18 protein-coding genes are annotated in these 26,366 nt (G+C 47.5%); 10 read left to right on the forward strand and 8 right to left on the reverse strand.

Annotation, left to right across the window (positions count from 1 at the left end; all coding sequences use genetic code 11):
• Positions 1-62 precede the first annotated feature (62 nt).
• From GWG06_RS08380 to GWG06_RS08390, 3 genes are all read left to right on the forward strand, one after another.
• Entirely contained in the window at positions 63-3,377 is a 3,315-nt protein-coding gene (locus GWG06_RS08380; protein ID WP_160712519.1) for a vitamin B12-dependent ribonucleotide reductase, read from the forward strand.
• A 550-nt stretch (positions 3,378-3,927) separates the two neighbouring features.
• Entirely contained in the window at positions 3,928-4,434 is a 507-nt protein-coding gene (locus tag GWG06_RS08385) for a hypothetical protein (protein WP_160712521.1), read from the forward strand.
• Between the two features lie 20 nt (positions 4,435-4,454).
• Positions 4,455-4,934 carry a YcxB family protein gene (locus GWG06_RS08390; protein WP_160712523.1) on the forward strand — a complete coding sequence of 160 codons (480 nt, stop codon included), beginning with the start codon at positions 4,455-4,457 and terminating at the stop codon, positions 4,932-4,934.
• A 197-nt stretch (positions 4,935-5,131) separates the two neighbouring features.
• Here the strand turns inward: GWG06_RS08390 and GWG06_RS08395 are convergent, their stop codons facing one another.
• From GWG06_RS08395 to GWG06_RS08415, 5 genes are all read right to left on the reverse strand, one after another.
• On the reverse strand, positions 5,132-5,845 hold the full coding sequence (locus GWG06_RS08395) for a DUF2490 domain-containing protein (protein ID WP_127044280.1): 714 nt from the start codon (positions 5,843-5,845) through the stop codon (positions 5,132-5,134).
• 251 nt (positions 5,846-6,096) lie between these two features.
• Positions 6,097-7,590, reverse strand: coding sequence for a SusD/RagB family nutrient-binding outer membrane lipoprotein (locus tag GWG06_RS08400; protein ID WP_160712525.1), 1,494 nt, complete (start codon positions 7,588-7,590; stop codon positions 6,097-6,099).
• 13 nt (positions 7,591-7,603) lie between these two features.
• Complete coding sequence (locus GWG06_RS08405; RefSeq protein ID WP_160712527.1) at positions 7,604-11,119, reverse strand: SusC/RagA family TonB-linked outer membrane protein; 3,516 nt, start codon at positions 11,117-11,119, stop codon at positions 7,604-7,606.
• Between the two features lie 253 nt (positions 11,120-11,372).
• Complete coding sequence (locus GWG06_RS08410) at positions 11,373-11,819, reverse strand: GNAT family N-acetyltransferase (protein ID WP_127036129.1); 447 nt, start codon at positions 11,817-11,819, stop codon at positions 11,373-11,375.
• A 206-nt stretch (positions 11,820-12,025) separates the two neighbouring features.
• Positions 12,026-12,955, reverse strand: a complete 930-nt coding sequence (locus GWG06_RS08415; RefSeq protein ID WP_127036127.1) for a ribose-phosphate diphosphokinase — start codon at positions 12,953-12,955, stop codon at positions 12,026-12,028.
• A 140-nt stretch (positions 12,956-13,095) separates the two neighbouring features.
• Between GWG06_RS08415 and GWG06_RS08420 the strand changes: the two genes are divergently transcribed.
• The 7 genes from GWG06_RS08420 (at position 13,096) to GWG06_RS08450 (ending at position 22,777) form a co-directional block, all read left to right on the forward strand.
• Positions 13,096-13,830 carry a carboxypeptidase-like regulatory domain-containing protein gene (locus GWG06_RS08420; protein ID WP_127036125.1) on the forward strand — a complete coding sequence of 245 codons (735 nt, stop codon included), beginning with the start codon at positions 13,096-13,098 and terminating at the stop codon, positions 13,828-13,830.
• 212 nt (positions 13,831-14,042) lie between these two features.
• Complete coding sequence (locus tag GWG06_RS08425) at positions 14,043-14,957, forward strand: FecR family protein (protein WP_160712529.1); 915 nt, start codon at positions 14,043-14,045, stop codon at positions 14,955-14,957.
• Between the two features lie 77 nt (positions 14,958-15,034).
• Positions 15,035-18,220 carry a TonB-dependent receptor gene (locus tag GWG06_RS08430; RefSeq protein ID WP_160712631.1) on the forward strand — a complete coding sequence of 1,062 codons (3,186 nt, stop codon included), beginning with the start codon at positions 15,035-15,037 and terminating at the stop codon, positions 18,218-18,220.
• Positions 18,221-18,297: 77 nt separating this feature from the next.
• Complete coding sequence (locus GWG06_RS08435; RefSeq protein ID WP_160712531.1) at positions 18,298-19,686, forward strand: hypothetical protein; 1,389 nt, start codon at positions 18,298-18,300, stop codon at positions 19,684-19,686.
• A 166-nt stretch (positions 19,687-19,852) separates the two neighbouring features.
• Positions 19,853-20,518 (forward strand): hypothetical protein, encoded by a 666-nt coding sequence (locus GWG06_RS08440; protein WP_127036117.1) that lies wholly within the window; start codon positions 19,853-19,855, stop codon positions 20,516-20,518.
• A 166-nt stretch (positions 20,519-20,684) separates the two neighbouring features.
• On the forward strand, positions 20,685-22,079 hold the full coding sequence (locus tag GWG06_RS08445) for a hypothetical protein (protein ID WP_160712533.1): 1,395 nt from the start codon (positions 20,685-20,687) through the stop codon (positions 22,077-22,079).
• A 47-nt stretch (positions 22,080-22,126) separates the two neighbouring features.
• Positions 22,127-22,777, forward strand: coding sequence for a hypothetical protein (locus tag GWG06_RS08450; RefSeq protein ID WP_160712535.1), 651 nt, complete (start codon positions 22,127-22,129; stop codon positions 22,775-22,777).
• Positions 22,778-22,910: 133 nt separating this feature from the next.
• Here the strand turns inward: GWG06_RS08450 and GWG06_RS08455 are convergent, their stop codons facing one another.
• From GWG06_RS08455 to GWG06_RS08465, 3 genes are all read right to left on the reverse strand, one after another.
• Complete coding sequence (locus tag GWG06_RS08455) at positions 22,911-24,266, reverse strand: S41 family peptidase (protein WP_160712537.1); 1,356 nt, start codon at positions 24,264-24,266, stop codon at positions 22,911-22,913.
• 2 nt (positions 24,267-24,268) lie between these two features.
• Positions 24,269-24,802: a sigma-70 family RNA polymerase sigma factor gene (locus GWG06_RS08460; RefSeq protein WP_158631369.1), complete on the reverse strand. Its 534-nt coding sequence runs from the start codon at positions 24,800-24,802 to the stop codon at positions 24,269-24,271.
• A gap of 214 nt (positions 24,803-25,016) precedes the next feature.
• Positions 25,017-26,351 (reverse strand): TolC family protein, encoded by a 1,335-nt coding sequence (locus tag GWG06_RS08465; RefSeq protein ID WP_127036108.1) that lies wholly within the window; start codon positions 26,349-26,351, stop codon positions 25,017-25,019.
• Between the last annotated feature and the right edge of the window lie 15 nt (positions 26,352-26,366).

The raw sequence follows: 26,366 nt of genomic DNA on the forward strand, positions 1-26,366 counted from the left end.
ATTAATTTAGAATACCCGCCTGTAAGTACTAATTATTTTAATCTGAAGAAAAATTCATGCGCATGAAAAATCCAGTAAATGAAAAGCATGGACTCTCTTTCTCCCGTCATTTCACGAAAGAGGGAGTGAGCCCGTATGACCAGTTTGAGTATGACCTGCGCTCATCTGTAATCCGTAATCCTGGAGGAGATATTGTATTTGAGATGAATAATGTGGAAGTACCTGCCTCGTGGTCGCAGATTGCAACCGATATACTTGCACAGAAATATTTCCGGAAAGCCGGTGTACCACAGGAAGATGGCAGCCTGGGAAGAGAAACTTCCGTGAAACAGGTAGTACATCGCATGGCCAATTGCTGGCGCGCATGGGGCGAAAAATACGGTTATTTTGCCGATGGGAAATCCGCACAGATTTTTTATGATGAACTTTCCTATTGCATGCTGAATCAGGCCTGTGTGCCCAATTCCCCGCAATGGTTCAATACCGGGTTGTTTGAAAGCTATGGCATCAAAGGAAAGCCGCAGGGACATTATTATGTGGAGCAGCATACCGGTAAGCTGGAGAAGTCCACTTCTGCCTACGAACGCCCGCAACCCCACGCCTGCTTTATTCTCAGCGTTGAGGACGATCTGGTGAATGACGGCGGCATTATGGATCTCTGGATCAGGGAAGCACGCATCTTTAAATATGGTTCAGGAGTGGGCACCAATTTCTCACATATCCGCGGAGAAGGTGAAAAACTCAGTGGCGGCGGTACTTCCAGCGGGCTGATGAGTTTCCTGAAAATTGGCGACCGCGCGGCTGCCGCTATCAAATCCGGTGGTACCACCCGCCGGGCCGCCAAGATGGTATGCCTCGACCTGGACCATCCGGAAATCATGGACTTCATCAACTGGAAAGTAGAAGAAGAAAAGAAAGTAGGCGCCCTGATTGCTGCAGGTTACTCGTCAGACTATGAAGGAGAAGCCTACAGAACGGTATCCGGACAAAACTCCAATAATTCTGTTCGTATTCCGAACAGTTTCTTCCGGCAACTGGCTGCGGATAGTGACTGGGAGTTGAAAGCCCGTACCAACGGTAAGCCCATGAAAACCGTTAAGGCCAGGGAGATATGGGATCAGATAGCCTATGCCGCCTGGCGCTGCGCAGATCCCGGCACCCAATACGATACTACCATCAATGAATGGCATACTTGTCCGCAGGGCGGACGTATCAACGCTTCCAACCCCTGTTCGGAATATATGTTCCTGGATAATACCGCCTGTAACCTGGCGTCTGTGAACCTGCGCCGCTTCTTTGATGAAGATGCGGGCCGTTTCGATATACCCGGATTTGAGTATACAGTGCGGTTGTGGACAGTAGTCCTGGAAATATCCGTGTTGATGGCGCAGTTCCCTTCCAGGGAGGTAGCGCAGCTCAGCTATGACTACCGTACGCTCGGACTGGGATATGCCAATCTCGGTTCCCTGCTGATGGTAAGTGGTATTGCCTACGACAGTGAAGAAGCCAGAGGACTGGCCGGCGCTATTACCTCTATTATGACCGGCGTGGCTTATAAAACATCTGCAGAAATGGCGGCGCATCTGGGCGCTTTTCCCCGGTATGCAGATAACCGGGCGGATATGTTACGCGTAATGCGCAATCACCGGGCAGCAGCCTATGATGCTACCGATGCCTATGAAGGACTGGAAATAAAACCCCGTGGCATCAATGCGCGGTATTGTCCCGAAGATCTGTTGAAAGCTGCTACCAGGGCCTGGGATGAGGCCGTGCAGTTAGGAGAGAAATATGGTTACCGCAACGCGCAGGCTACCGTTATTGCTCCTACCGGTACCATCGGGCTGGTGATGGATTGCGATACAACCGGTGTGGAGCCTGATTTTGCGCTGGTGAAGTTTAAGAAGTTATCAGGTGGCGGATACTTTAAAATTATCAACCAGTCTATTCCCACCGCATTGCGTAACCTGGGGTATGCGCCGAACGAAATCAAGGCGATTGTGGATTATGCCAAAGGCAGCAGCAGTTTTGCCGGAGCGCCTTATATCAATCACCAGTCGCTGAGCGAAAAAGGATTTATTGCCGAAGAACTGAAGAAGCTGGATGCCGCGGTAGCGTCATCTTTCGACATCTCTTTTGTATTTAACGTGTATACATTGGGAGAAGCCTGCCTGCAACGGCTTGGGTTTACGGCGGAGCAATATTTTAATCTTGAATTCAGTCTGCTCCATGAACTTGGATTTACAGACGAGGAGATAGAAGCTGCAAATGATTTTGTTTGCGGTACCATGACGGTAGAAGGTGCGCCCTATCTGAAAGAGGCGGACCTGCCGGTGTTTGACTGTGCCAATAAATGCGGCAAGCATGGAGAAAGATTTATTCATCCGCACGGGCATATCAGGATGATGGCGGCAGCGCAACCCTTTATTTCCGGTGCTATCTCCAAAACTATTAATCTGCCTAATGAAGCGGAAGTACATGAAATAGCGGATGCCTATATGATGAGCTGGGAGCTGGGACTGAAGGCCTGTGCGCTTTACCGAGATGGCAGTAAGCTCAGTCAGCCGCTGAGTAACAAGAGCGACAAGAAGAAGAAAGCAGATGCCGGCGCCACAGAACAGGCGCAGATACTGGATCTGGAGCAGTTAACGATAGATGAGCTGTTGGAAGAAGTTAACAGGCGGATGCTGGCCAGTAAGGATACCACATTAAAACGTCAGTTATCGCGGATTGTGGAGCGGCAGACGCTTCCTTCCAAGCGGGGCGGGTTTACACAGAAAGCCAAAGTGGGTTCGCAGGCTATATTTCTGCGTACCGGAGAATATAACGATGGTACGCTGGGAGAGATATTTATTGATCTGGCGAAAGAAGGATCAACCTTGCGCAGCCTGATGAACTGCTTTGCCATCGCTGTTTCTGTAGGATTGCAATATGGTGTTCCGCTGGAAGAATTTGTAGATAAGTTTGTGTTTACACGGTTTGAGCCGGCAGGAATGGTAGATCATCCGAATATCAAATCGGCTACATCGCTGGTGGATTATATCTTCCGGGTGCTGGGCTATGAGTACCTGGGACGTACGGATCTGGTGCATATACTGGATGCTCCGGGTAATACAGGAGAAGAGGAGGATGAAGAAAATAACAGCCGGGCAGCGGTTCCGCCATTGTCGAGCGTGCGCGTTACTTCTGCGGGGAATGCAGCACCGAAGCCGGTAAGACAGCCGGCTGGCGTTAAGCAGCAGCAGGAAAACAGCACACAGGATTATATGCGGAGTATGCAGAGTGATGCGCCTGCATGTAATACCTGCGGACACATTACGGTACGGTCAGGAACATGTTACAAGTGTCTGAATTGCGGTAACAGCATGGGTTGTAGCTAAATGCATGTTGCAACTCTTGTTAATGATATGTTATTGTGCCTTTAAAATTTCAAAGAAAAATAACATGCACTTACCTTTGTATTCAAATAGGGTTTTCATAGGATAGTAACAAATTGAGGGCGCTTTTCTAGGCGCCCTTACTTTTTTTAAGAAATGCCCGTTTTTCCCTTCTTTTTTATGGTCTTCTATTTCTCCTGACGCCCGATAGGCTATCAGGGTAATTTACATTTATCTAAAAACAGCCCCCTAAAAAAATTAAAATGCAATAATATGTCTTCATATTAGAATTTATTTAATTTTTGCTGTTCTGTCTTCATCATCATACAATTTTATTATATTTGTTATTGTATTAATTTTTATTATGGTTACTGTCCTATGAAAAACCAAATATTCCTACACCGCATGACTCATCATGCACTGTAAATGACTCTCGAAAGCAATGGTTCGCCCATTGCTTTTGTTTTTTAGCGTGTTTCTACGCATATTTTTCCAGGGATTAGAAATCTCAGAATATAATTTGTATTTTTAGACTCGAAAAATTGGATGCCTTATGAAAAAGCTGTTGTTAATGCTGTTGGTAGTTTTGGCCGCAGCCACATCAGCAAATGCCAGCACTGGATTCAGAAACGGCGGAGATAATCCGGGAGTTAAAAACGGTGGAGATAACAACGATAACCGTAATAATGCCAGGAATAATGATAAATCCAAACCTGTACGGGTAGAAGAATTTGTATTATTATTTCCACGGGTTGAAACAGGAGAGAAGGTAAATGAAGCAGAGTTGGAAAAAGCTATTGTGGACCTATACAAATGGTACCTGCAAAACGAAACTAAAATAAATACCAACGATTTCCTGAAAGGAAGTGGTAAGGAACTGGCGTTTCCATTCAAAGTGGATCCTAAAACCTTGCAGCAATACTTCCTGTTCATCAAAAAGAATTTTCCGGGTTTCAGTGAAGAAACTTTATCTGACATAAAGCGCAGCCGGAAAAAAGATGCACCTGTAACTGTCCGTGATGAAATGGACAACCCGATGTCAATTTCCGTAAACAGATAAAATCGTTTTGCCACGCGTAGATGCATTTAGAGTTTAGCTATAATAAAGGGGATGTATTGCATGCATTACGCTATCATTTTATGCAGCGTGGCGAAATAAAGGTATTCCGTAATACCATTATCATTCTGTTGCTGGCCACCATTGCCGGCTACTCCTTCAACCTGGTAACTCCTGGCGCCCTCACCGGTATTTCTGCCATGGTGCTCGTATTGGGCTGGGTCTTCTGGTACCTGCTCCCCATTTCCATCTACAACAAAGCTGCCACCTTCAAAGATGATATACATCTCCGGTATTCCGACGAAGGACTGGTCATCTCTACCCGTACCAGCGATCATCAACGCGCTATCAGCTGGAAAAACTTCTCCCGGATAGTAGAAACAAAAAAATTCTTCTTCCTCTACAGAGACAAAAAAACCTTCTTCCTCATCCCCATCAGCGCCTTCAAAACCGAAGAAGCCTACAGGGGATTCGCCGACATGGCCAAAGAGAAGATCATTTAATTATTTGATTATTTGGTTATTTGAGATTTGGTTATTTGATTGACGGATTTTGAAATTTTTTGATTTAGGAATTTATAAATGCAGCGAAGATTTAAGCAAATAATTACGTTCAGATCTTCGCTGTATTTATAAATTCCGAAATCAAAAAATTTCAAAATCCGTCAATCAAATAACCAAATCTCAAATAATCAAATGAATCAGTTGAGGGTGTGGAATACGCTGAAGTGGAGAATGTGATTCATGGAGCGGGCTCCGGATGTGGTTTGGATGAACTGGTTCATGTAGCCGATATCCGCTTTTATGCGGGGGCTGAACTGGTAGCCAAAGGCGGCCAGGAAACGGTTCTGATCAAAAAACAGGTTGCTGATATCATTACCCCAGAGATTCAGGAAGATTTCGTCCTGCAGCGCTACATAATATCTGGTAGGCTTGTGCTGCTGCCGGATAGCCAGCTGGGTGCGGTTGAAATAACGCAGGCGGTTACCGTATTTCCAGTCGCCGATAGCATGGTGAACCTCCGGAACGGCAGGTTGTGCCACCCAGCGCTGCTCCAGCCGGAAACGATGCGTCATATCAATTTTAGGCGCTTTGTAAATATATTGTTCAAAAATACGCTGCTCCGGCAACCAGGTATCGCTGACGCCACTGTAGGTAGGTACATAGGCGTAGCCCAGCAGCACGTGATGCTGCCTGCTGATGGAATATTGCAACCCTGCCCGCATCAGCAGCTGCCCCTTGTTGCTGATACCATCCCGGATACGACCCTGTATGTCAAATGGAACGGACCATTTACTATTGATCTTCACCGTGCCGAAATACGTATACCAATGCTGATACGCGTGCGTTGTACGCTGTGCGGAAGCATAGCGCGAAAGAGCCAGTATGGCCAGTAATAACAGTACTTTCCTCATAAATCGCTAAATATAGGTAGGGATAAAGATAATTACGAATTACGAATTATGAATTACGAATGGGGAGCGGAGATTTTGGGGCAGATTTTTGGGGAGGAGATGTGAGAGGGATATTCAGGAAGGATTTTTTGGGATCTTTTGGGATCTTTTGGGTGGTATGGGAGGTGGGTAGGAATGGGAAACCCCACCGGATAGATATCTGGCGGGGTTTTGTTGTTTGTGTTTTAGTTGAGGAGAGTTATGATCAGTTGTTATTTGTTGTACCAGAGTTTGGTGCCTTTGGTGTCTCCTCCGATAGCGGAAACGGCCTTGTCGTAGGCGGCTTTATTCTGCGTTTGTTCGGAGATGAGGTAAGTAAGGCGGAAAGGCACCATGGGGGCGCTGGGGTCCATAGTACCGGATACGGGCGCTATGAACAACGGCTGTCCGCCAGGTTTGCTGAACTGCAGGCGGGTTCTTTCGAACCAGCCCTGGAAACCTTGCGGGTAAAGGGCCAGCCATTTCTGGGTGCCGATTACATTTTTCCAGTCGGCCTGATTGTAGGGCACTTTGCTGATGTAGCTGCTGATGCTGGCATCGGAAATGCTTCTGTCATCTGTGAGCTTCTTCCAGAAGTTGAAGGAAGCGGTGATACCGTTGCCGTAATGTGTGGCTGCATCTCCGCCTACGCTCATGCCGCGGGCAGCAGCTTCTGCCAGGATAAATTCCACTTCTGAATAGGTCATCAGAATACCGGGCATGGTAGCGCTGTATATCTGTTTGCCGGGAATGGAAAAGTTACCGGGTTTGGGTCTGGCGGCATCTGCGCTGGCCCAGCCGTAAGGCATTCCCTTATAGTCCTTGTTATCATCAGAAACGCGCGCGAATATCGGCAGGCGCTGATCGTTCAGGCCCTGCATATAATCTACCAGGGTGCCGCTCACAAAGAAATCGACGATGGGGCGTTCTGATTCATTGAATGGAAATTTATTGGGTGCTGCATTTACATATTTAAACAGGGCATCATCATCGTTAGATGTGAATGCTTTGGCGTAATGGGCTTCAATGATCTCTCTGGCTTTGGGAAGGTTAGCGCCGGACATCCTGATGGCCATGCGCAGCATCAGCGAGTGGGCTAATTTCCCCCAGGCTTTAGGTGCGCCGTTATAGATCACATCGCCGGTGGCTATGTCAGATTTAGCCGGATCGTCCAGGATGGCTGCCTGCGCCTGTAAGGTATCCAGCAGGGCACTGTATACAGCCTGGGCATCATCATAGGCCGGGATAATATTACCGGAACCGAGCTGGAAGGTCTGTTTGTATGGTAAGTTACCATAGGCGTCTGCGAGCACCTGGTAGATCCAGCAGGCAGTCACCTTCGCGATAGCGCTCTGGGCGGCTATTTTCGGGTCGCTGGTTTTATCCTTGTTCAGCTGCACAATTTCATTCAGGTTATGTAAGGAAATCCTGTACATATTATTCCATAAGGTAGCATTGTTGCCTTCGTCCAGCTTATAGCGGCTGTCGTCTGTACGGGAGTTACCTGACCAGTACTGGGCGTAATGCATGGAAATATAGCCATTCTGCAGGCCGCTGTATAATATATCCATCGCGTTTTTCTGCGCGCCTGCGAGCAGGTATTGCGGATCGGCGGTGGTAGGTTTGGTCGGGTCGTGATTGATATCGCTCAGCTTCTTGCAGCTGCTGAAAACAACGGCTGTCAATAAAAAGAAGGCGATGCTATATTTAAAAATCTTGTGTGTCATCTTCCGGAAAAATTTAGAATGATACATTCAGGTTTAAGCCATAAGAGCGCAGCGATGGCAAAGCGCCTCCTTCAATACCCTGGATATTGGAGGAAGAGTTGATGATGTTGGACGGATCCACATTGGGCGCATTGGATTTAATCAGCCACAGGTTACGTCCATAGAGGGAAAGGCGGGCATTTTGCGCACCGATCTTTTCTGACCAGGATGCAGGCAGATTGAATCCGATTTTTGCTTCTCTCAGATAAATATAGCTGGCGTCGTACAGGTTGGCTTTACTGATGACGTTACCGCCGTTGGCGCTGAAGTGATCCTGTGCTGTAATACGAACTGTGTTGGGCTTGCCGTCGGCTGTTACGCCGGGAACGATGATACCATTGTCACGGATACCGTTTTCCACTGTGCTTTGCAGCAGCCCGGACTTCTCACCATACAGGTTAGTATAGGAGAAGAAATTACCTCCGTGCTGGAAGTCAACCAGTGCTGACAGGTAGAAGCCTTTATAGGTGAAGGTGTTGGTAACACCGCCTACGTAGTCCGGATAGGCGTTACCGATAGGTACCGGTGTGCTGGTAGGAATGTAATGGCCTTTGCTGTCCACCAGTTTTTCTCCGTTGAGGTAGGTGTAATCCGTACCCAGGATAGTTCCCAGGGGCTGGCCTACCTGTGCTACTACAGATACTTTCTGTGTACGGCGGTCGGTACCGATGTACAATACCGGCAGAGAGGTGTTGTATTGTGCAATATCCAGGTTGAGGAGTTTGTTGCGGTTGCGGGCCAGGTTGGCGTTGATATCCCAGCGGAAGCCGTTTTTCAGGCGGATGGGATTCAGATTCAGGCCTATTTCGATACCTCTGTTCTGCACGCTGCCGCCGTTCACAAATGCGCTGGTGAAGCCGGTAGCTGCCGGTAATGCCAGGTTGATGATCTGGTTCCGGGTAGTGCGGTTATAGAAGGTAAAGTCAACGCCTATACGATTATCCAGGAATTTCAGCTCCACTCCTGTTTCTACTTCCGTAGTACGTTCCGGTTTCAGGTCACGGTTATATTTGGTGGCGGTGAACTGTGTTACCGGGTAGGAGCTGAATGGCGGAATCAGTTCGTAGGTATCGTAGATGCGGTAAGGATCGGCATCGTTACCTACGGCGGCGAGGCTTCCTCTTAACTTACCGAATGACAGCCATTTCCAGTCTTTCAGCAGATCGGAGAACACGAAGGAAAGGGAGGCAGACGGATAGAAGTACTGGTTGTTACCTTTGACCAGTGTGGAGCTCCAGTCGCTGCGGCCGGTCAGATCCAGGAAGAGCAGGTTTTTATAACCGAGGTTGGCGGTAGCGAAAACGGAGTTGATCTGTTTTTCGTAGAACTCATCAATAGCCTGTGCCGGTTGAATGGAGTTAGCCAGGTTATAAACATCTTTCATGGTGAGGCCGCCTACGGTGCTGCCGCCGGTGGTAGTCCACTGACGGTGCATGAGGTTACCACCCACGGAAGCGTTGAGCTGGAATTCCTTTCCGAAATCTTTTTTAATATCCGCAGTGATCTGGTAGTTCATTTCGCGGGAGGTGCGTATACGTTTGATGTATCCGCCTACTACGTAGTCTTTGGCAGTTCTTTCCTCTTCGAGGGTATTATAGTCATCCATGAAAACGCGGCCGGTGAAGGAGAGCCATTTATTGGCTTCCACGTCAACGCCGGCGAAGCCGAAGATACGGTTACGGCTATCCGTTTCGTAGTCCATATAGCGGTTCCAGTACGGGCCGTTGCTGGAAACGATTGCCGGGTTATCCCAGGATTTGCGGTTCCAGGTAATCTGGGAGCCGTCGTCGTATTTGTAGCGTTTTTCCATGTCGATGTCCAGCTGACGCTGGCCGTACATGGTAAACTGCAATGTAGGGTTCGGGCCTGTGAAGCCTGTACCGGGGCGGGCTTTCGCTTTGAGGGCGCTGTAATTCAGGGAGGCCACTGCGCGAACGCCTTTGGTTACTTCGTAGTTACCGTTGAAGGATAGGTTATTACGGTTCAGCGAGGCATTTGGCAGTACGAAGGACTGGTTCATATTGCCGTATGACAAACGGAAGCCGCCTTTGTCGTTGCTGCCGGCCATGGATATATTGTTGGTGAGGGTGAAGCCGGTTCTGTAGAAGTTCTTCACGTTGTTGGGCTGGGCTACCCAGGGGGTAGTCTGGCCAAAGTACTGGTTATTTTTATTTTTATCCCATGACCAGTACGGGCGGATCAGGCGGCCATCCAGGCGGGGACCCCAGGAGGCGTCCTCGTAGTATTGCGGCATGAGATCGTAACCGCCTTTGGCGGGGTCGTTGTAGGCAGGTGAGTTTTTAAAGCCTTCCGGATTTTTGTTGTACCAGAGGGTATCAAAGCGGGGGCTGGCGCCGCCGCCGTATTCGTTCTGGTAGGTAGGCAGCTTGTATACCTGATCTATCTGGGCGTTGAGGCTGTAGGTAACGCCGATGCCTTTTTCAGCATCCTGGCGTTTTTTGGTGGTAATGAGCATCACGCCGTTAGCGCCGCGGCTGCCGTAGAGGGCGGTGGCAGCAGCGCCTTTCAGTACGGAGATGTTTTCAATATCTTCCGGGTTGATGTCCTGCAGCGGGCTGCCGTAGTCGTAACCACCGCCGCCGTTGAGCTGACCGCCCTGGTTGGTATTGTTGTTCATCATGGGCACTCCGTCTATCACGAAGAAGGCGTTGTTATCGCCCAGGATGGATTTGACCCCACGGATGGTTACCTTGGTGGAACCACCCATGGAGCCTGTGTTGGTATTGATTTGTACGCCGGGAACTTTACCGGATAATGAGTTGACGAAGTTGACTTCCTTGGCTTCCTGCACGGCGCTGCCGCTTACCTGCTGCATGGCGTATCCGACAGAGCGGGGATTCTTTTTGATACCCAGTGCGGTAACCACCACTTCGCCCAGTACTTTTTTGTTACTGTTCAGGGGGGTGAGGGTGATGGTAACCGGTTCGCGTTTTTCGATGGCGATGGTCTGGTCGCCGAAAGTGGGCGAAGAGATGGTGATGGTATCTTTCAGGCCCGCCTTGATGGTGAATTTTCCATCGGGGGAGCTTTGTGCATTGAGTCCGGCGGTTTTGTTCTTGATGATGGCGCCCGGGATGGGGGTACCTTTTTCATCTTTTACCAAACCGTTGAGGGAGAATTTACCGATTTCCTTTTTCACGGTAGCATCATCCGGCGGCAGAATGAGGGCGGTGTCCTGCTTTGGTTTAGCGGTATCCTTAGCGGGAGGCACGGTATCTTTCACAGGTCTGGAGGAATCGCTCACAGGTCTGGCGCTGGTGTCTTTCGCGGGTTTAGCGGTGGTATCCTGCTTAGGCTGTTGTTTAACGGACGAGTCGGCAGCAGCGGGTTTAATCACTACCGGGACAGTGGTATCCGCGGGCTGTTGCTTAGCGGTGAGATACCCCTCGGGAATTGTGTATGCGCTGCTGGAGGTATAGCAGAAAAGGGCATAGCACAGCCCCGACCAGGCTAGTACTTGGCTTCTCATCGTATATTCTTTGATTTGGTTACAAATTTTTGCGACAGTATTGTCTGGCTGTCTATTGTTACATTGGTATTGCATATCAATATAACAATACAATCGAAATGCTTTTTACAATGTAGTGATAGCAAGAAATTACGGATTATGAATGATGAATGACGAATGAAACGCGGAGAACTGTGCGGATAAAGCGTTTGAAACATACGTGCCGGTCTGCGCATCACATTCGTAATTCGTAATTTAAAATTCGTAATTCCCTTCAAATCAGTGTTTTCTTCATTTCAAAATGGGCTATCCCTACTTCGGTAAATTCTTCTCCGTGTATTTCATAGCCCAGCTTACGATAGAAGCCGGTAGCTTCTTTGCGGGCATGCATGATAAGTTCGTTGAAATGATTGCTGACAGCGTATTGTTCAGCAAATGCGATGATATCGCGGCCGATGCCTTTACCCTGCAGGGCGGGAGAAACGGCCATCTGGCGGAGTTGTACGGTTGTATCGCTGACAGGTGTCAGGATGCAGCAGCCGGCGATAGTGGTATTGCCGGTTGCGGTATCGAAGCCACCGATGAGGATGTCGTTCATTTCCTGCCGGAGGTATTCGTCTGAGAAGGTGAGTCCCAGCGGTTTCCGGAGTACTTCATCGCGCAGGGCTACCATATCGTGATAGTCGCAACTACCGTATTCGATTATACGAAAATCAAGCATGTCATTATTTTCAATGGTGAAAAGCTAAGGTACGAATGTAGTCATTAAAGCCGCTGCGGGCGGTGTTTCAATAAAGGTTCGCATCAGGTTCTCCGGTAAGGCGTGATAACAAATAGCCTGCCAATGCAGCATGGGCAATGATACGCGGATTGCCTGAAATGCAGTATGGGCACAGTATGGCGCGTTTTGCCATCTTCCCGGATTACCTAGTTTTTAGTATTTAAAGCGTTCACGATAAGTTGGGCAACGGATTTCACCTGTAGCATTTCGTCCTCTATGAGGAGGGCATTGGGGTGGGTATCCGTACAGATAACACGGCTGATAAGGCCGCTGTTCTTGATTCTGTTAAAGCCGTTGCCTGCGAAAATGCCATGGGTGGTAATTACACAGATGTGGCGTGCACCTGCATCGCGGTAGGCTTCTGCTGCATGGATGAGAGAGCCGCCGGTGCGGATCATATCGTCATAGATGATAACGGTTTTATCTTTCACATCGGCGCTGATAGCGGTGATGGCGGTTTCTTCTCCGGAGAGGCGGCGTTTGAAAACGAAAGCGGCGGGTACATGGAGGTCATTGGCCAGCGATTCCACCCATTTTGCGCGGCCGGCATCGGTGCTGGCCAGCACAAAAGGCTCGCCGCCGGCCAGTTCCAGGGCGGCTTCCTTTACAAAATCCTTTGCATAGAGGTGCATGGGGCGGATATCATTTTCGAAATACCAGGTAATGCCATCTACATGCAGGTCGATCATCACAATGCGGTTGCCGCGCGACGTGTTGGGGAGCGAAGAGAACAATACCGCGCGGGTTTTGGCTTTCACAATTTCCCCGTATTTCACGGCCCGCTCCATGGTGGAGTAGCCGAAATAAGGTATGACAATGGTGAGCGAGTGGGCGCCCAGCTGAATACAGCCGCTGGCGAGGTCATACAGCTCCAGGGTTTCCTTATCATCGATGGTGCCCCCTACGAGAATCACTTCTTTGTTGCTGACATCGCTGACGATGCGGTGGTAGTGTTCACCGTCCGGAAAGTCGCGTATTTCCAGCTGACCGTTTTCCCATTGTGCTGCAGGAACAGCCAGTATTCTATCTTTCAGGTATTGATAATGCTGTGTGGCAAAAATGATTTTCTGTGGCATGATAATAGTGAATTGAAGTAAAAATAAGCTATTTATAAGGCTGATTATTAATAATTTTGTATTTGAGCAAGTCCGTTTCCTCCCTATTTTAACGTTTCATTTGCGGGGGGAACATTAAATTTGAAAGATTACCAGCATTCATGATTCGTTTTACAGCATATATAGGAGCACTGTCATTCATTTTATTTGTCGGCCTGCAGGGCGCTTTCGCGCAGGTTCGTCTGTCAGGTATGGTAGCAGATCAGGACACAAAAACGGGCTTACCCTTTGTTTCGGTGGTCAATAAAAGAACCTTAACGGGCGTTCTCACCAATGAGAACGGCCGCTACTACATTGAATCCATGCCCGGAGATACGCTGGAGTTTTCCATGCTGAGCTACGCGCAGAAGCGGATTGTCACGCCCGGCATGTCTTCCACCATGGATGTATACATGCAGAAAAGACTATTTGAGCTGCAGGGTGTAAATGTAAGGGGAAGCAACTACCGTAAAGACTCCCTCGCCACCCGCGACGAATACGGCCGCTACTTCAACTACCACAAACCAGGCGCTATGGATGTGCTGAAAACACTGCCGGCCAATCCTATCACAGCCCTGACCTACCTGGTACCCAGCAAGGCGCGCAAACGGAAGGAACAATTCCGGGATCAGCTGCTCTACTGGGAAAAAGAAAAATTTATCGACTACAGATATTCTCCCGAACTGGTCGCTAAAATGACCAAGCTACAGAGCCCGGAGCTGGACTCATTTATGTATAAATACCGCCCCGGATACCAATTCCTCAACAACGCCTCCGAATACGACCTGATGCTGTATATAAAGCAGTCATTTGAAGAATACCAGCGGAGTAAGGGAGTGAGGAAGAAGGAGGAATAAATTAATTACGAATTACGAATTGCGAATTACGAATGAAGCGAAGATATAAGCGATAGATTTTTTTATCGCTTATATCTTCGCTTCATTCGTAATTCGCAATTCGTAATTCGTAATTAATTTTCTCTATTATTACCAAATTGTTAACCCTCAAAAATGACTAGGAACCCCTTCTTCCAGAAACGTACTCTTTATGTAAACACCCGGAAAGGGATATGGACAAGCAGTTACTCGAAAAATATTTTAAAGGACATTGTACAACGCAGGAAGCTGCACAGGCAGAAGCCTGGCTTTCCGGAGAGGACACCACGCTGCTCGATGAATTTATGATGGAGAAATGGGCGGAAGCGAATGAGCCTGTGGTAATGAAACCCAAAGTACACCGGTTGTGGTATGGCGCAGCAGCAGCGGCAATCATCGGAGCCATTGCCGTAGTGGCCTTCTTCTGGCAGCATCAGCAGCCACAGCAGCCGCTGGCTTTGAAGTGGGATACACTGACCAATACTACCAATAACATACAACTGTTCACTATGACTGATGGCAGCGAGGTTTGGCTGAATACGCATTCCTCCGTTATTTATCATCAGCAGTATAATCATCAGCAGCGGGAATTGTGGCTGCAGGGAGAAGCCTACTTTCAGGTAGTGAAAGATGAGCAGCGTCCGTTCAGCGTACATACCGGCAGCCTTACTACCACCGTGCTGGGCACCGCTTTTAATATATCCACTTCCAATAAGGCAGATGGCAGTATACAGGTAAGTCTGATTGAAGGAAAGGTAGCCGTGAGCAAGGAGCATGCCTTTAATAAAATACTGCTGCCAGGCCAGATGCTGCAATACAGCAATGGTCAGGCGCCGGAACTGACGGCCTTTGCACCGCACGAAATCCTGGACTGGAAAAAAGGAAAGATATTTTTTGATAATACCATGCTGGCAGACGCGCTGGCCAAATTACAACAGCGTTACGGTTATAACATTATTCTGGAAGATACACATCTGAGAAAGAAGAAAATTTCCGGCGAATTTAACCGGGATATGTCACTCGAAAAAATCTTATCAACACTGGAATACGTACACAACATTACATTTAAACGTGTAGATGACAGTACTTACCAGGCATGCAAAAAGTAGCAGACTAACAACTAAAACCACAATTTAATAAAGTAAGTATGCAAAAATCTACACAAAGATTTTGTACAGGGAAACGTATGCCTTTGAAAATGGTTTTCCTGTTCCTGTTTATTGCCGGAACTACGCCTTTCATACTGCAGGCGCAGTCCTATACCTCGCTGGCAGATAAGATCCAGCTGGACGCTACTAAAACCAATGCCGCACTGGTTGTAAAATCACTGCAACGTCAGACACATTACACCTTTATCTATGATCCGGAATACCTGGAACAATGCCCGCTCGCATCCGTGAAGTTTGAAGGGGCCACACTGGGAAAAGTATTGCAATACCTGGATTATAACACACCGGTTGACATTGAATTGACCAATACCAATACCATTGCTGTACGCAAAGGAAAAGCAGAAAGACCTGCCGTAAGAGTAAATGGAAAGGTAACCGGAAAAATTGTTGACGGAAAGAATGAACCATTACCCGGCGTAACCATTTCCGTTCAAGGCGGACAAGGTGTTATATCCAATGTAGACGGTACTTACGAGCTGCAGCTGGAACCGGGGAAATACAATATTTCCTTTTCCTATATATCCTTTGACAGCCGTATAGTGACCGATGTGGAAGTAACTTCCCAGGGTATCACTCCGCTGAACGTGGTGATGAAAAGCAGTGGCTCAAGACTGAAAGAAGTTACAGTTACCGGCAATTATAAGAAATCATCCGTAGAAGGACTGTACGCATTGCAGAAAAACAATGCAGCCGTAACAGATGGTATCAGCGCAGACCTCATTGCACGCACTCCTGATAAAAGCGTGGGCGATGTACTGAAAAGAGTAACGGGACTGGCTACACTGGATAATAAATATGTAGTAGTGCGCGGTCTGAGCGAACGCTACAACCAGGCCATGCTCAACGGACAGGTAATGCCCAGCACAGAGCTGAACAGGAAAAATTTCAGCTTCGATATTATCCCGGCTAACATCATTGAAAATGTTACTGTCGTGAAAACCCTTACTCCTGACCGCAGCGCCGAATTTGGCGGCGGTCTGATAGAAGTGACCACGCTGGACATCCCTTCCCGCAACTTCCTGAATGTAAGTGTAGGCGGCAGCTATAACGATAAAACAACCGGTAAACCCTTTCTGACCATGCCACTGGAAGGAAAGGAATATTTTGCCAAAGCCTCCAATCACCGCAAAATGCTGGGGGAGTTCAACTGGAAAAGCAGAGCCGATATGGTCACTGCTTTCAATGCCAACGAAGCTAAAGGCGGCGGGTTCAATAACAACTGGGGTTTCTCCCGTTTCAATGCACAGCCATCGCAGAACTACCAGGTATCCGGCGGGTATATATTACCCAGACAGGGCCGCGGCCAGATTGGTATCATCGCTGCTGCCAACTACCGCAATACCTTACAGACACAGGACGTAAGAATGGGTAAGGCCGGTTTTGAAGCGCCGAAAGAAAAGGAATATGCCGCACTGGATGGCACCCTGTACGGATTCACTACCAACCTGGGAGCTATGGCTGGTATCGGTTACCGGGACGATAAAAACCGTATCAGCTTTCAATCATTATATCAGCGTACACTGGATCAGCAGCTGCTGATAGGAACCGCTGCCACCAGTACCTACAGCAGCCATACACTCGGATATTTCGATCAGATGTCTGTAACCAGTTTATGGCAGAATCAGTTACGCGGTGAACATACCCTCGGCTCACACGGTATTAAACTGCGCTGGATGGGCAGTGCCGTAAAACTGGATCGTCAGCGGCCGGACAACCACGTGCTGATTGGTGATTACATCCGTGCAGATGAATCTGATAAGAACAACTATAACATCGGATCGCTGTATACACTGGGCGTACAGGGCGGCGCCCTCCGCTCCTGGGTACGCGCACTCGAAAACAATTATACCTGGGATGTGTCTGCACAGGCACCGTTTAAGTTCAATGCCGGCAAAGTGGCCATCGACAACAGTTTCAAGCTGGGATATGCCGGATGGAGTAAAGACCGTCTGTTCTATGTATTCAACACAGGTAACATTATCCGCAGCTTCGATAATTATCTTCCTTTAAGAAGTTATTTCACGCCTGATAATGGCGTTATAACATCCCTGGATAAATTTGGCGACAACTATCAGAAAACAGCAGCGCTGCACGCCGTGTATGCCATGCTGGATAATAAAATAGGCGATAAATTCAGACTGGTATGGGGCGTGCGCGGTGAATACTATAACCTCAATAACGTGAATGCTGTGCTGGATTCAACACTCAGTACGATCAACGCATCACGTGGTAATGATAACAAACTGGATTATTCTGACCTGAAAAACCTGGAACCTAATTTCCGTTTGTTTCCATCCGCAAACCTGACGTACAGTGTAACACCTTCCATGAATCTGCGTCTGGCTTATGCTACCAGTATCATCAGGCCAGATCTGAGAGAGCTGTCTTTCTTCCGGGAATATGATTTTGAACTGGGTGGCCTTTATACTGCCAACCTCGTGAGATCTACCACTATCAAGCATTACGATTTCCGTTACGAATGGTATCCGGGGCCTGGCGAAATCATGTCTGTATCCTTATTCTACAAGAAGATGGATTACCCGATGGAGATATACCGTGAAGCCAGCAACAACGTATTCAGATTACAGAATAACAAACTGGCAAAGAACTACGGCGTGGAAGTAGAAATACGCAAATCGCTGAAATTCATCCCGGTTCCGGTAATACGTGATCTGACATTGTATGGCAACTTTACTTACCTGGATGCTTATGTGACACCGGCTATCATCAAGTGGAACGGCCTGGATCCGGAGAATCCGAATAAAATCAAGATAACGGAAGAATTGCTGCCGGAAGAAAAACGTCCGCAGAGCGGCGCCAGTAACTACATGGTGAACGCAGGACTGTATTACGATACCAAGCCGGTTTCCGTATCGCTGGTATATAACTATGTAACAAACAGGATGTATCGTGCCAATGAAATCTATGCACTGTCTTTGTTTGAACGTCCGCTGGAATCGCTGGATGCACAGCTGGCGGTGAAAGTACTGAAGAATAAAGGAGAGGTAAAACTGAATATTTCCAATCTGCTGAACAGTTTCAATATGATTTACAGAAACCGTTATGGTGATGATAATGAAATTGAAGAAGGAAAGAAAACGCCGTCATCCAAACAGATGCTGTATCAGCGGGGCGAAGATGAAATCAACTACAAAACTTCACCGGGACGCACAGTAGGCTTAACGGTGAGCTATAAATTCTAGTCTAAACGTACATGCGCATTCTTGTTAAATATCCTGATCAGGTATCCCGTTTTTAACATCTCAAAAAAACAACAAAAATGAAAACAAAATCCTTTGGATTAGCCCTTTTATCTGCAGCTGCACTGTCTGCTGCTCTTTTCTCCTCCTGCAAAAAGGAAGGTCAGGTTGCTGACGGCCGTGCTGTTAGCGCTAGTCAGGATGTTCCAGCTTCACCAATTTTGAGCGGTGTACTGGGAACCGGCCACTTTACAAAAGATACCATCTTGTTAACCAGCGGTATTACCTGGCACCTGGACGGTCTGGTGTATGTAGATTCTTCTGACGTACTGATCATCCAGCCTGGTACAAAAATTCTGGGTGATACCAGCTCCGTTTCCGGTGTTGCCGGCGGTGGTCTGATCATCACTAAGAGCGCTAAAATCCTCGCTGATGGTACAGCTGCTAACCCTATCATCTTTACTTCTGAAAAAGCAACCAACCCTCAGCCAGGTGACTGGGCAGGTGTTGTACTGTTAGGTAAAGCCAAAACTAACGTTCCTACTACTACAAGAGTAGAAGGTGTTACTGACCTGGCTCCTGCAGATGCTACCTACGGTGGTACTGATGATGCAGACAACTCTGGTATCCTGCGTTATGTACGCATTGAGTATGCTGGTTTTGCACTGTCTCTGAACAATGAACTGAATGGTTTAACACTGGCTGGTGTTGGTAGCGGTACTATCATCGATTTCGTTGAAGTATTCAAAGCTAACGACGATGCCTTCGAATTCTTCGGTGGTGCTGTTAATGCTTCTCACCTGCTGGCGATCGACGCTTACGATGATCTGTTTGATACAGACAACGGTTACAAAGGTACTATCTCCTATGCATTAGGTCTGACTGATACTACCCGTGCTGACCAGAGCCAGTCTAACGGCTTTGAAAGCGATAACAACGCCGGTGGTACAACTGCTACTCCTAACACACACGCTAAGTACAACTACGTAACTATCGTTGGTCTGCCTAACGCAGCAAGAGCTTCTCAGTCTTACACTGTATCTCTGCCTGGCGGTGGTACTGCTACCGGTAAATACGGTCGTGCTGCTCACCTGAGAAGAAACACTGAGTTCGAAATTACCAACTCTATCTTCCTGGGTTACAACAACGGTATCGTATTCGATACTAACCTGGGTAACACTTATGGTAAATTCACCAGCGGTACTTCCCTGGCCAACGCTAACTTCGTACACGGTTATGTGAACGCATGGGCTACTGAAGCTTCTAACGTATTCACTAAAATCAGCGCTCCTGCTGGTAACAACGGTTACGAAACTGCTAACCCGAACTTAAACATCGCTTTACTCGCTCCATTTAACCGTAATTCTCCAGCTAACCTGGTTCCAATCGGTTCTTCTGTTGCGAAAAATGCCGGTGCATTCCCTGTAGGTGCTACTACATGGGCTAACGGTTGGTCTAAGCTGAAATAATTTTTATTTCCTGAATTTTTATCCGGTAATAACGTATAAGTTCTTCTTATACGTTATTACCTCTCAAAAAAAGGTAACTGACTCTATTATGCGTTTATCTGTTTTAAAATCATCAGTTTTTATTTTCATTGTCCTGGCGTTCGTATCCTGCCGTAAGGGAGATAACATGTCACAGGATTATTATTTTGGTAAGTTGGTAACATCTGCTGTTAAGTTCGAAAATACGCCTGCGATAGCTGTTTTCTTTGATGGCAAAGAGTTGGATACCATTGGCGGCGGCGCTTCCCGTGAATCGATGCTGCTGGCAGGGAAAACAGGAAAACTGAGCTTTTTTAAATATGGTACTACAGAATTGATTGCAGATACTGTTATTACTATTCAGAAGAATGACGTGCAGCGCTTCAGGGTTGCTTACAGCACGCAGTTTAATATCAAAGGTTTTGTTAAAGACAAACCTTCTATGGGAGCGGATTCTCTGGCATTCCAGCTGTATCTGCTGCCAAGCAATTTTTACAAACAGAAGGCAGTGGATGTACAGCTGTTCACCTACGACATCAACTCCGGAACAATGGTGAAACATTCCCTGGTGAAGAATGTGGAGTTTGGCAAACTGAATACGGTTGTGACAATCGGAAAAGGTATTGACGCCGATCAGATGCCTGTTTACTATACCATGCAATATATTGATCCTGCTACCGGAAATGTTATCCCGTTTGGTACCGGAGAAGAACACATCTGGCTGCCGGCGCTGGTACAGGGTTCTTATACCATCGTTACCTTTAAGGACGATGCCACAGGGGCTATTACTGCAGATGCTATTGAATTGCTGTAATATATCCGCCTGTTCTCTATCAAGGCTATTACTTCCTGACTTATGCAGGCTTAATTATAAATTTTCATCCATTGCTTTCTTAACCCATTGCCAGTTGAAGGATTTTACCGACAGGAACTGATTGTAGCATCATTCATCCATTAACGGATTGCGGAAAATTACTATCATGAAAACGAAACCCCTCGGATTAGCCCTTTTTTTGACGGCTATTTTATCAGCCGTATTGTTTTCTTCCTGCAGAAAAGAAGCAGGCACTGTAGAAAACCGCGCTGTTACAGCGGGAACAATGAAACTGGGGACTCCCAATGTATTATCCGGCACATTAGGTACCGGGCATACCATACGGGATACCATCAGGTTATCGAATGCCTTTACCTGGCACCTGAGCGGACTGGTGTATCTGGATGCGGAAGATGTATTGGTGATTCAGCCAGGAACCCTTATTGTAGGTGATGTAAGCACTACTACCGGCACGCCTGGCGGAGGACTCATCGTTTCAAAAAACGCTAAAATATTTGCTGAAGGTACTGTTGCCAGCCCCATTATTTTTACTTCTGAACGTTACAACACAAATCCTGTTCCCGGTGACTGGGCAGGTATCATATTGCTGGGTAATGCACCCACCAATGCACCTGCCACTACGCGGGTAGAAGGTATCTCCCCTGCTTATCCCAACGATGTTACCTATGGCGGTACCAACCATCTTGATAATTCGGGCGTCATGAAATATGTGCGGATCGAATACGCCGGCTGGGAAGAAAGCCTGGACAATGAAATCAACGGTTTAACCATGGCGGGTGTCGGCGCCGGCACTACCATCGATTATGTGGAAGTATTCAAACCACTGGACGATGCATTTGAATGGTTCGGCGGCAATGTAAATGCTTCACATCTGGTGGCTGTAGATGCCCGTGATGATCTGTTTGATACAGACAGAGGGTATATGGGCTCCATTTCCTTTGCCCTCGGATTAACAGATACAACCCGTTCAGATCATAGCAGATCAAATGGTATTGAGGATGATAATGATCCGTTTTCCAGCAGCAGCGTACCTGTTACGCATCCTAAATTCAATTACCTGACCATCATCGGATTACCAACGGCCGCTATAGCCGCCAGCCTCCGTACGCTGCCGAGCGGACTGACAGGGCGTTACGGCGCCGGCGCCCACCTGAGAAGGAACTCGGAATTTGAAATCAAAAACAGCATTTTCCTGGGATATACCAACGGTATACTGATTGATTCTACTCCAGGTATTCCCGGCACTTATTACAAGTTTTTAAATGGCATTTCCTTTCTGCAGAATACGTTTGTGCATGGTTTCGTGAACGCCTATGCGAAACAGACAGGAAGTACGGTCATTAAAATTACGCCACCGCCGCCGGGTAATAATCTGGGTTATGAAACGCCTAATCCGAATGCAAATATTCAGTTGGTGGCGCCATTCATTCGTATTCAGCCATCCAATTACGTACCCTTATCTCTTTCAGCTGCAAGAAACGCCGGTGCTTTCCCCCTGGGCAATACTACCTGGGCGAACGGCTGGACGCGGCTGAGGTAAATATTTTTTATCTGTTGAATCTATGTATAACCCAAACGCTACCAGTTATGATACACCGGCGCAACCGTTTTTTTGAAGGACGATTACAGTGGTGTCTGGTATTGGCTATGGCAGGCCTTATCATTGCAGGATGTAAAAAGGAAGAAGATACATCCTTACAGGCCGATCCCCTGAAACGGGAAACCATTCCTGCCACCGATACGCTTTCGCATGCCATCACCGGCAACACCCTGCTTAATGCCAGCCACCCCTGGTATATCAAGGGCTGGGTATATGTAAGTAATGAAGCATCACTGCGCATTGAACCAGGATCGGTAATAAAGATTCTGCCGGAAGAAAAAAGTAATGCCGGCGGAATCATCATCACCCGCGGTTCTACCATCTATGCTGCCGGTACGGAACGGTTGCCGATACATGTCAGCATGCAGGAAAACGGATATATTATTGTGCTGGGGAAAGCCCCCGTTGGTAACCGCTTTGCAGAGATGGAAAATCCGGAGAATAAACTGTGGCCCGGACTTACCTACGGCGGGAAAGATAAGCGCGACAGCTCCGGTATACTGCAACATATACAGATAGATTACCCGGCAGGTAAATACGGTGAACTGAAATTACTGGGAACCGGTAACCGGACAGTGGTGAAGAGTGTGACAACACATCTTTCCACAAAAGGACTGGGAGCATCCCACCTGCCTTAAAATATTACTGAAAGCCCTATTCAGCGAATTTTTCACTTTTTGACAGACAGAAATAACTGCACATTGTTTTTACAATATGCTTTTTAAAATGACAGGAAACAAGTTTTGTCCTTGAATGTTGACCCCAATTTTTTTAGTGAGGAAGAATGATATCCCGCACCCTGGCGGCAGAGCTGTAGTAAACCTTTTGCGATGTAACCTGTTCCGGAACTGTTCTTGTATTGCCAGTGATCAATGATACCGCTTTTGCAATCAATACATCTTTTTCATCGCCTATTTCAGCCAGGGGCAAGCTGCCCAGCTCATCTACACTATATCGCGGTGTTATACCTCCATCGTAGCCACCGGCTCCGCCGGCATTGGCCAGCAGGTAAGCGATAGGCTGCATGATCCAGGTGATGCGGCCACGGCCATCCTTAATAGTAATGGAACCTTTATCTTTTCCATAGGTAGTTTGCCCGATCTGTATCACTTCCGTATATACTTTCAGGTTATTGATGACCAGTTCCGCTGCTGATATGGTAGCGTGCGTAGTAAGAATATAAACGCGGGGAAGCGCCAGCCGTGCGGGCTGCAGACTGCTGAACGGAATAATGCTGCCGGTTTCAGGATAGTTCATGGTGCCGGTAAAGCTCAGCTTACGGGTACCCTGCGTACTGTTGCCCGTGTACTGAACAAAGGAGGTTTCTCCGGTTACCTGTGGCGCTATCAGTGCAGACAGGATAGCCGCTGCGGCCAGGCTGCCGCCGGTATTATACCGCAGGTCCAGGATGAGTTCCGCTGCTCCCTGGTTCTTAAAATCCTGGAAGGCGGCTATCAGCTTGTTATTGACAGCATCATTAAAGGAATTGTAAAACAGGTAGGCAATTTTTTTATTGTTGCGGTTGATGATCTTCTGCGCATAGATGGCTTCTTCCGTGGCGGCGATGCCCAGCGGAACAGTTACCGGCGCAGCTTCTGTGACCGTGCTGCCGTTAACCGCGGCAGGTGTAAAAATGCCGGTAGCATCTCTCAGGATTTTGGCGGTCAGTGAAGCGATATTGCTGCTGTTTACCGCTACATTATTGATACGCGTAAAGTAGCTGCCTCTGACAAACCCCGCCTTGGCAGCATTGGAGCCCGGAATAACAAAGCGTACTACGCCGATGGCGCCATCCGGTGCGCCTGTCCACGGAATAACGCTGAAGTCCATTCCGTAATTAGACAGCATAAACCGGGGATAGGTAGCCCAGTTACCGGGATTATAAATCTGTGAGAAGGGGTCTGCGGTGTTAAGCAGGCTGCTGAAATACGGCGCGGTGGCTGCTGCTGCGTCTGCAGTTGCCGGAAGCCGGTCATTCCACAGGTAAAAGGTGCGCATACTGTCCAGTATCCACTGGTTTATTTCCTGCTGAGTAACGGGGCCGGTAGGTACGGGGTTGGGAGCCGGCTGGTCTTTTTTGCTGCAGGCGCAGCATAGTAACAGGAACGCGGGAAGAAAGTATCTCATACTTATTGGGTTGTATCAGCATTAAAATGGTTGATCAACTCCCTGCGGATATATTGCAACGCAGCGGTAAGATGATTTTTTACAGTAGCGGGAGATATTGATAACTGCTGGCCTATCTCCTTATGGCTATAACCATAGTCGCGGCTCAGCATATACACATTACGCCGTTGTTCGGGCATTTTTTCCACCAGCTTATGCAACTGAGAGTGAAACTCCTTGTGCAGAAACATCTTTTCACCACTGGTATCATTGCGTCCGGTCTGTTCCAGGGCCGCCCTGGACAAAGCCTTTTTTTCGCGATACAGTTTACGGCTTTCATCAATCACCAGATGCTTCACATAAACGAACAGCAACGGAAATACATCCTGCCCTTCCTTTACCTGGTGCATGTTTTCCCACAGCCGGATGAAACACTGCTGCGTGATTTCCTGCGCCCTTGCTGCATCCTCCGTCAGTTTGAATGCAAAGCGGTAAACCCTGGCATTGTTCTCCTCAAATATTTTTTCAAAAAGTGCATTAGGAGGGCTATCAGACATAACTCGAGGTTGTAGCATTTTCCGGTTATAAATATAAGACGGCAATGTTACAGGAATGTTAAGAAAAATAATTACGAATTGCGAATTACGAATTACGAATGCGAAGCGGAGATATAAGCGTATATTAAAATGGATAACCAATAGCTTATCAGTTTTAATATACGCTTATATCTCCGCTTCGCATTCGTAATTCGTAATTCGCAATTCGTAATTTCTACTTAACAAGCGCTCCATTCAACCTCCCCAGCTCCGTTTCCGCCAGCTTGGTATTATACCTCGCCTGTATCAGGCGGTAGTTGGAGTCTTCCAGGCTTTGCTGCGCCTGTTTTACTTCTATCGTGGTGGATACGCCCTGTTTAAAACGTTCCAGAGCCACCATCATGTTTTCTGATGCCAGCTGATTGTTTTCTTCTTCCAGTGCCAGGGCTTTTTTATAGTATTCGTAATCTTTGAAAGCATTTGAAAGAGAAAGATCTACCTGTGATTTTACATTATCAAGCGTGATGTTCTGATAGTCAAGATCAATTCTGGCATTTTGTACCTGGCGTTTTACATTAAAACCATTGAAGATGGGAATGGAAGCTGTAAGGCCGTAGTTGAAAACACCATTGCGGTTAAAGCGCGGGCTGAAGTTATTGGAGGCCGCATTGGAAGTATTGCGGTTATAGTTATAGCCGGAGTTGAAAGTCACAACCGGGAAATAATCTGCACGGCGCTCTTTCAGCGTCAGGGAGGATACAGCTACATTCTGCTGTTGCAGCCTGATAGCGGTATTGTTGTTGGCGATTGTCTGTTGCAGTGCGGCGAAAGAGATGTCTGTATTCAGCGGAATGGAATCCTGTACATCATATTCGATAGCGCCTGCAGGAACAGCCATCAACTGATTCAGCAGCGCCTTGCTTTGTTCAATGAGTGTGAGCTGCCGCAGGTACAGGGCTTTCTGTGCATTGTAATCCACTTTGGACTGCAGCAGGTCTGTCTTAGGCCCCAGCCCTGTAGTGAATTTTGCATCTGATAATTTCACCCGTTCTTCTGAAATGGACATCTGCTCTGCAATGGCTTTCAGCTGTTGTTTCTGCTGCACAATATTGTAATATCCGCCAATGATAGTGGCTACAGAGTTCTGTACCTGGTTTTTAATGCCCAGTTCTCCGAGATCTTTGATAGCGGATAATTTGTCGCGGGTAGCGAACATTTTTAAACCGTCGAAGAGCGTCCAGCTGAGTGTAACATTACCGCTGATGTTATTGCCTTTGATGCCGCTGGTATCGCGCTTGCTGCCGTTGGCAAATTCCTGTTTGGTGGCAGTATTGTTCCAGGTGGTACCGGCAGTGGCGTTGAGCCTGGGTACGAATGCAAAATTCGCATAGGCGTAATCGTTAGCCGACAGTTCAGCCGTATTTCTGGCCAGCCTGATGTCAAAGTTGTTTTTCAAAGCTACGTCTATAGCCTGTTCCAGAGAAAGTACCTGTTTTTGTGCATGCGCGGCAACAGCGTTTACCAGCAATATGGCGAACAGGAAACAACGTAAAATTATTTTTCTCTTCATAAAAAAGTCTGATAA

It is taken from the genome of Chitinophaga solisilvae, assembly GCF_009928525.1.
GTDB lineage: Bacteria > Bacteroidota > Bacteroidia > Chitinophagales > Chitinophagaceae > Chitinophaga > Chitinophaga solisilvae.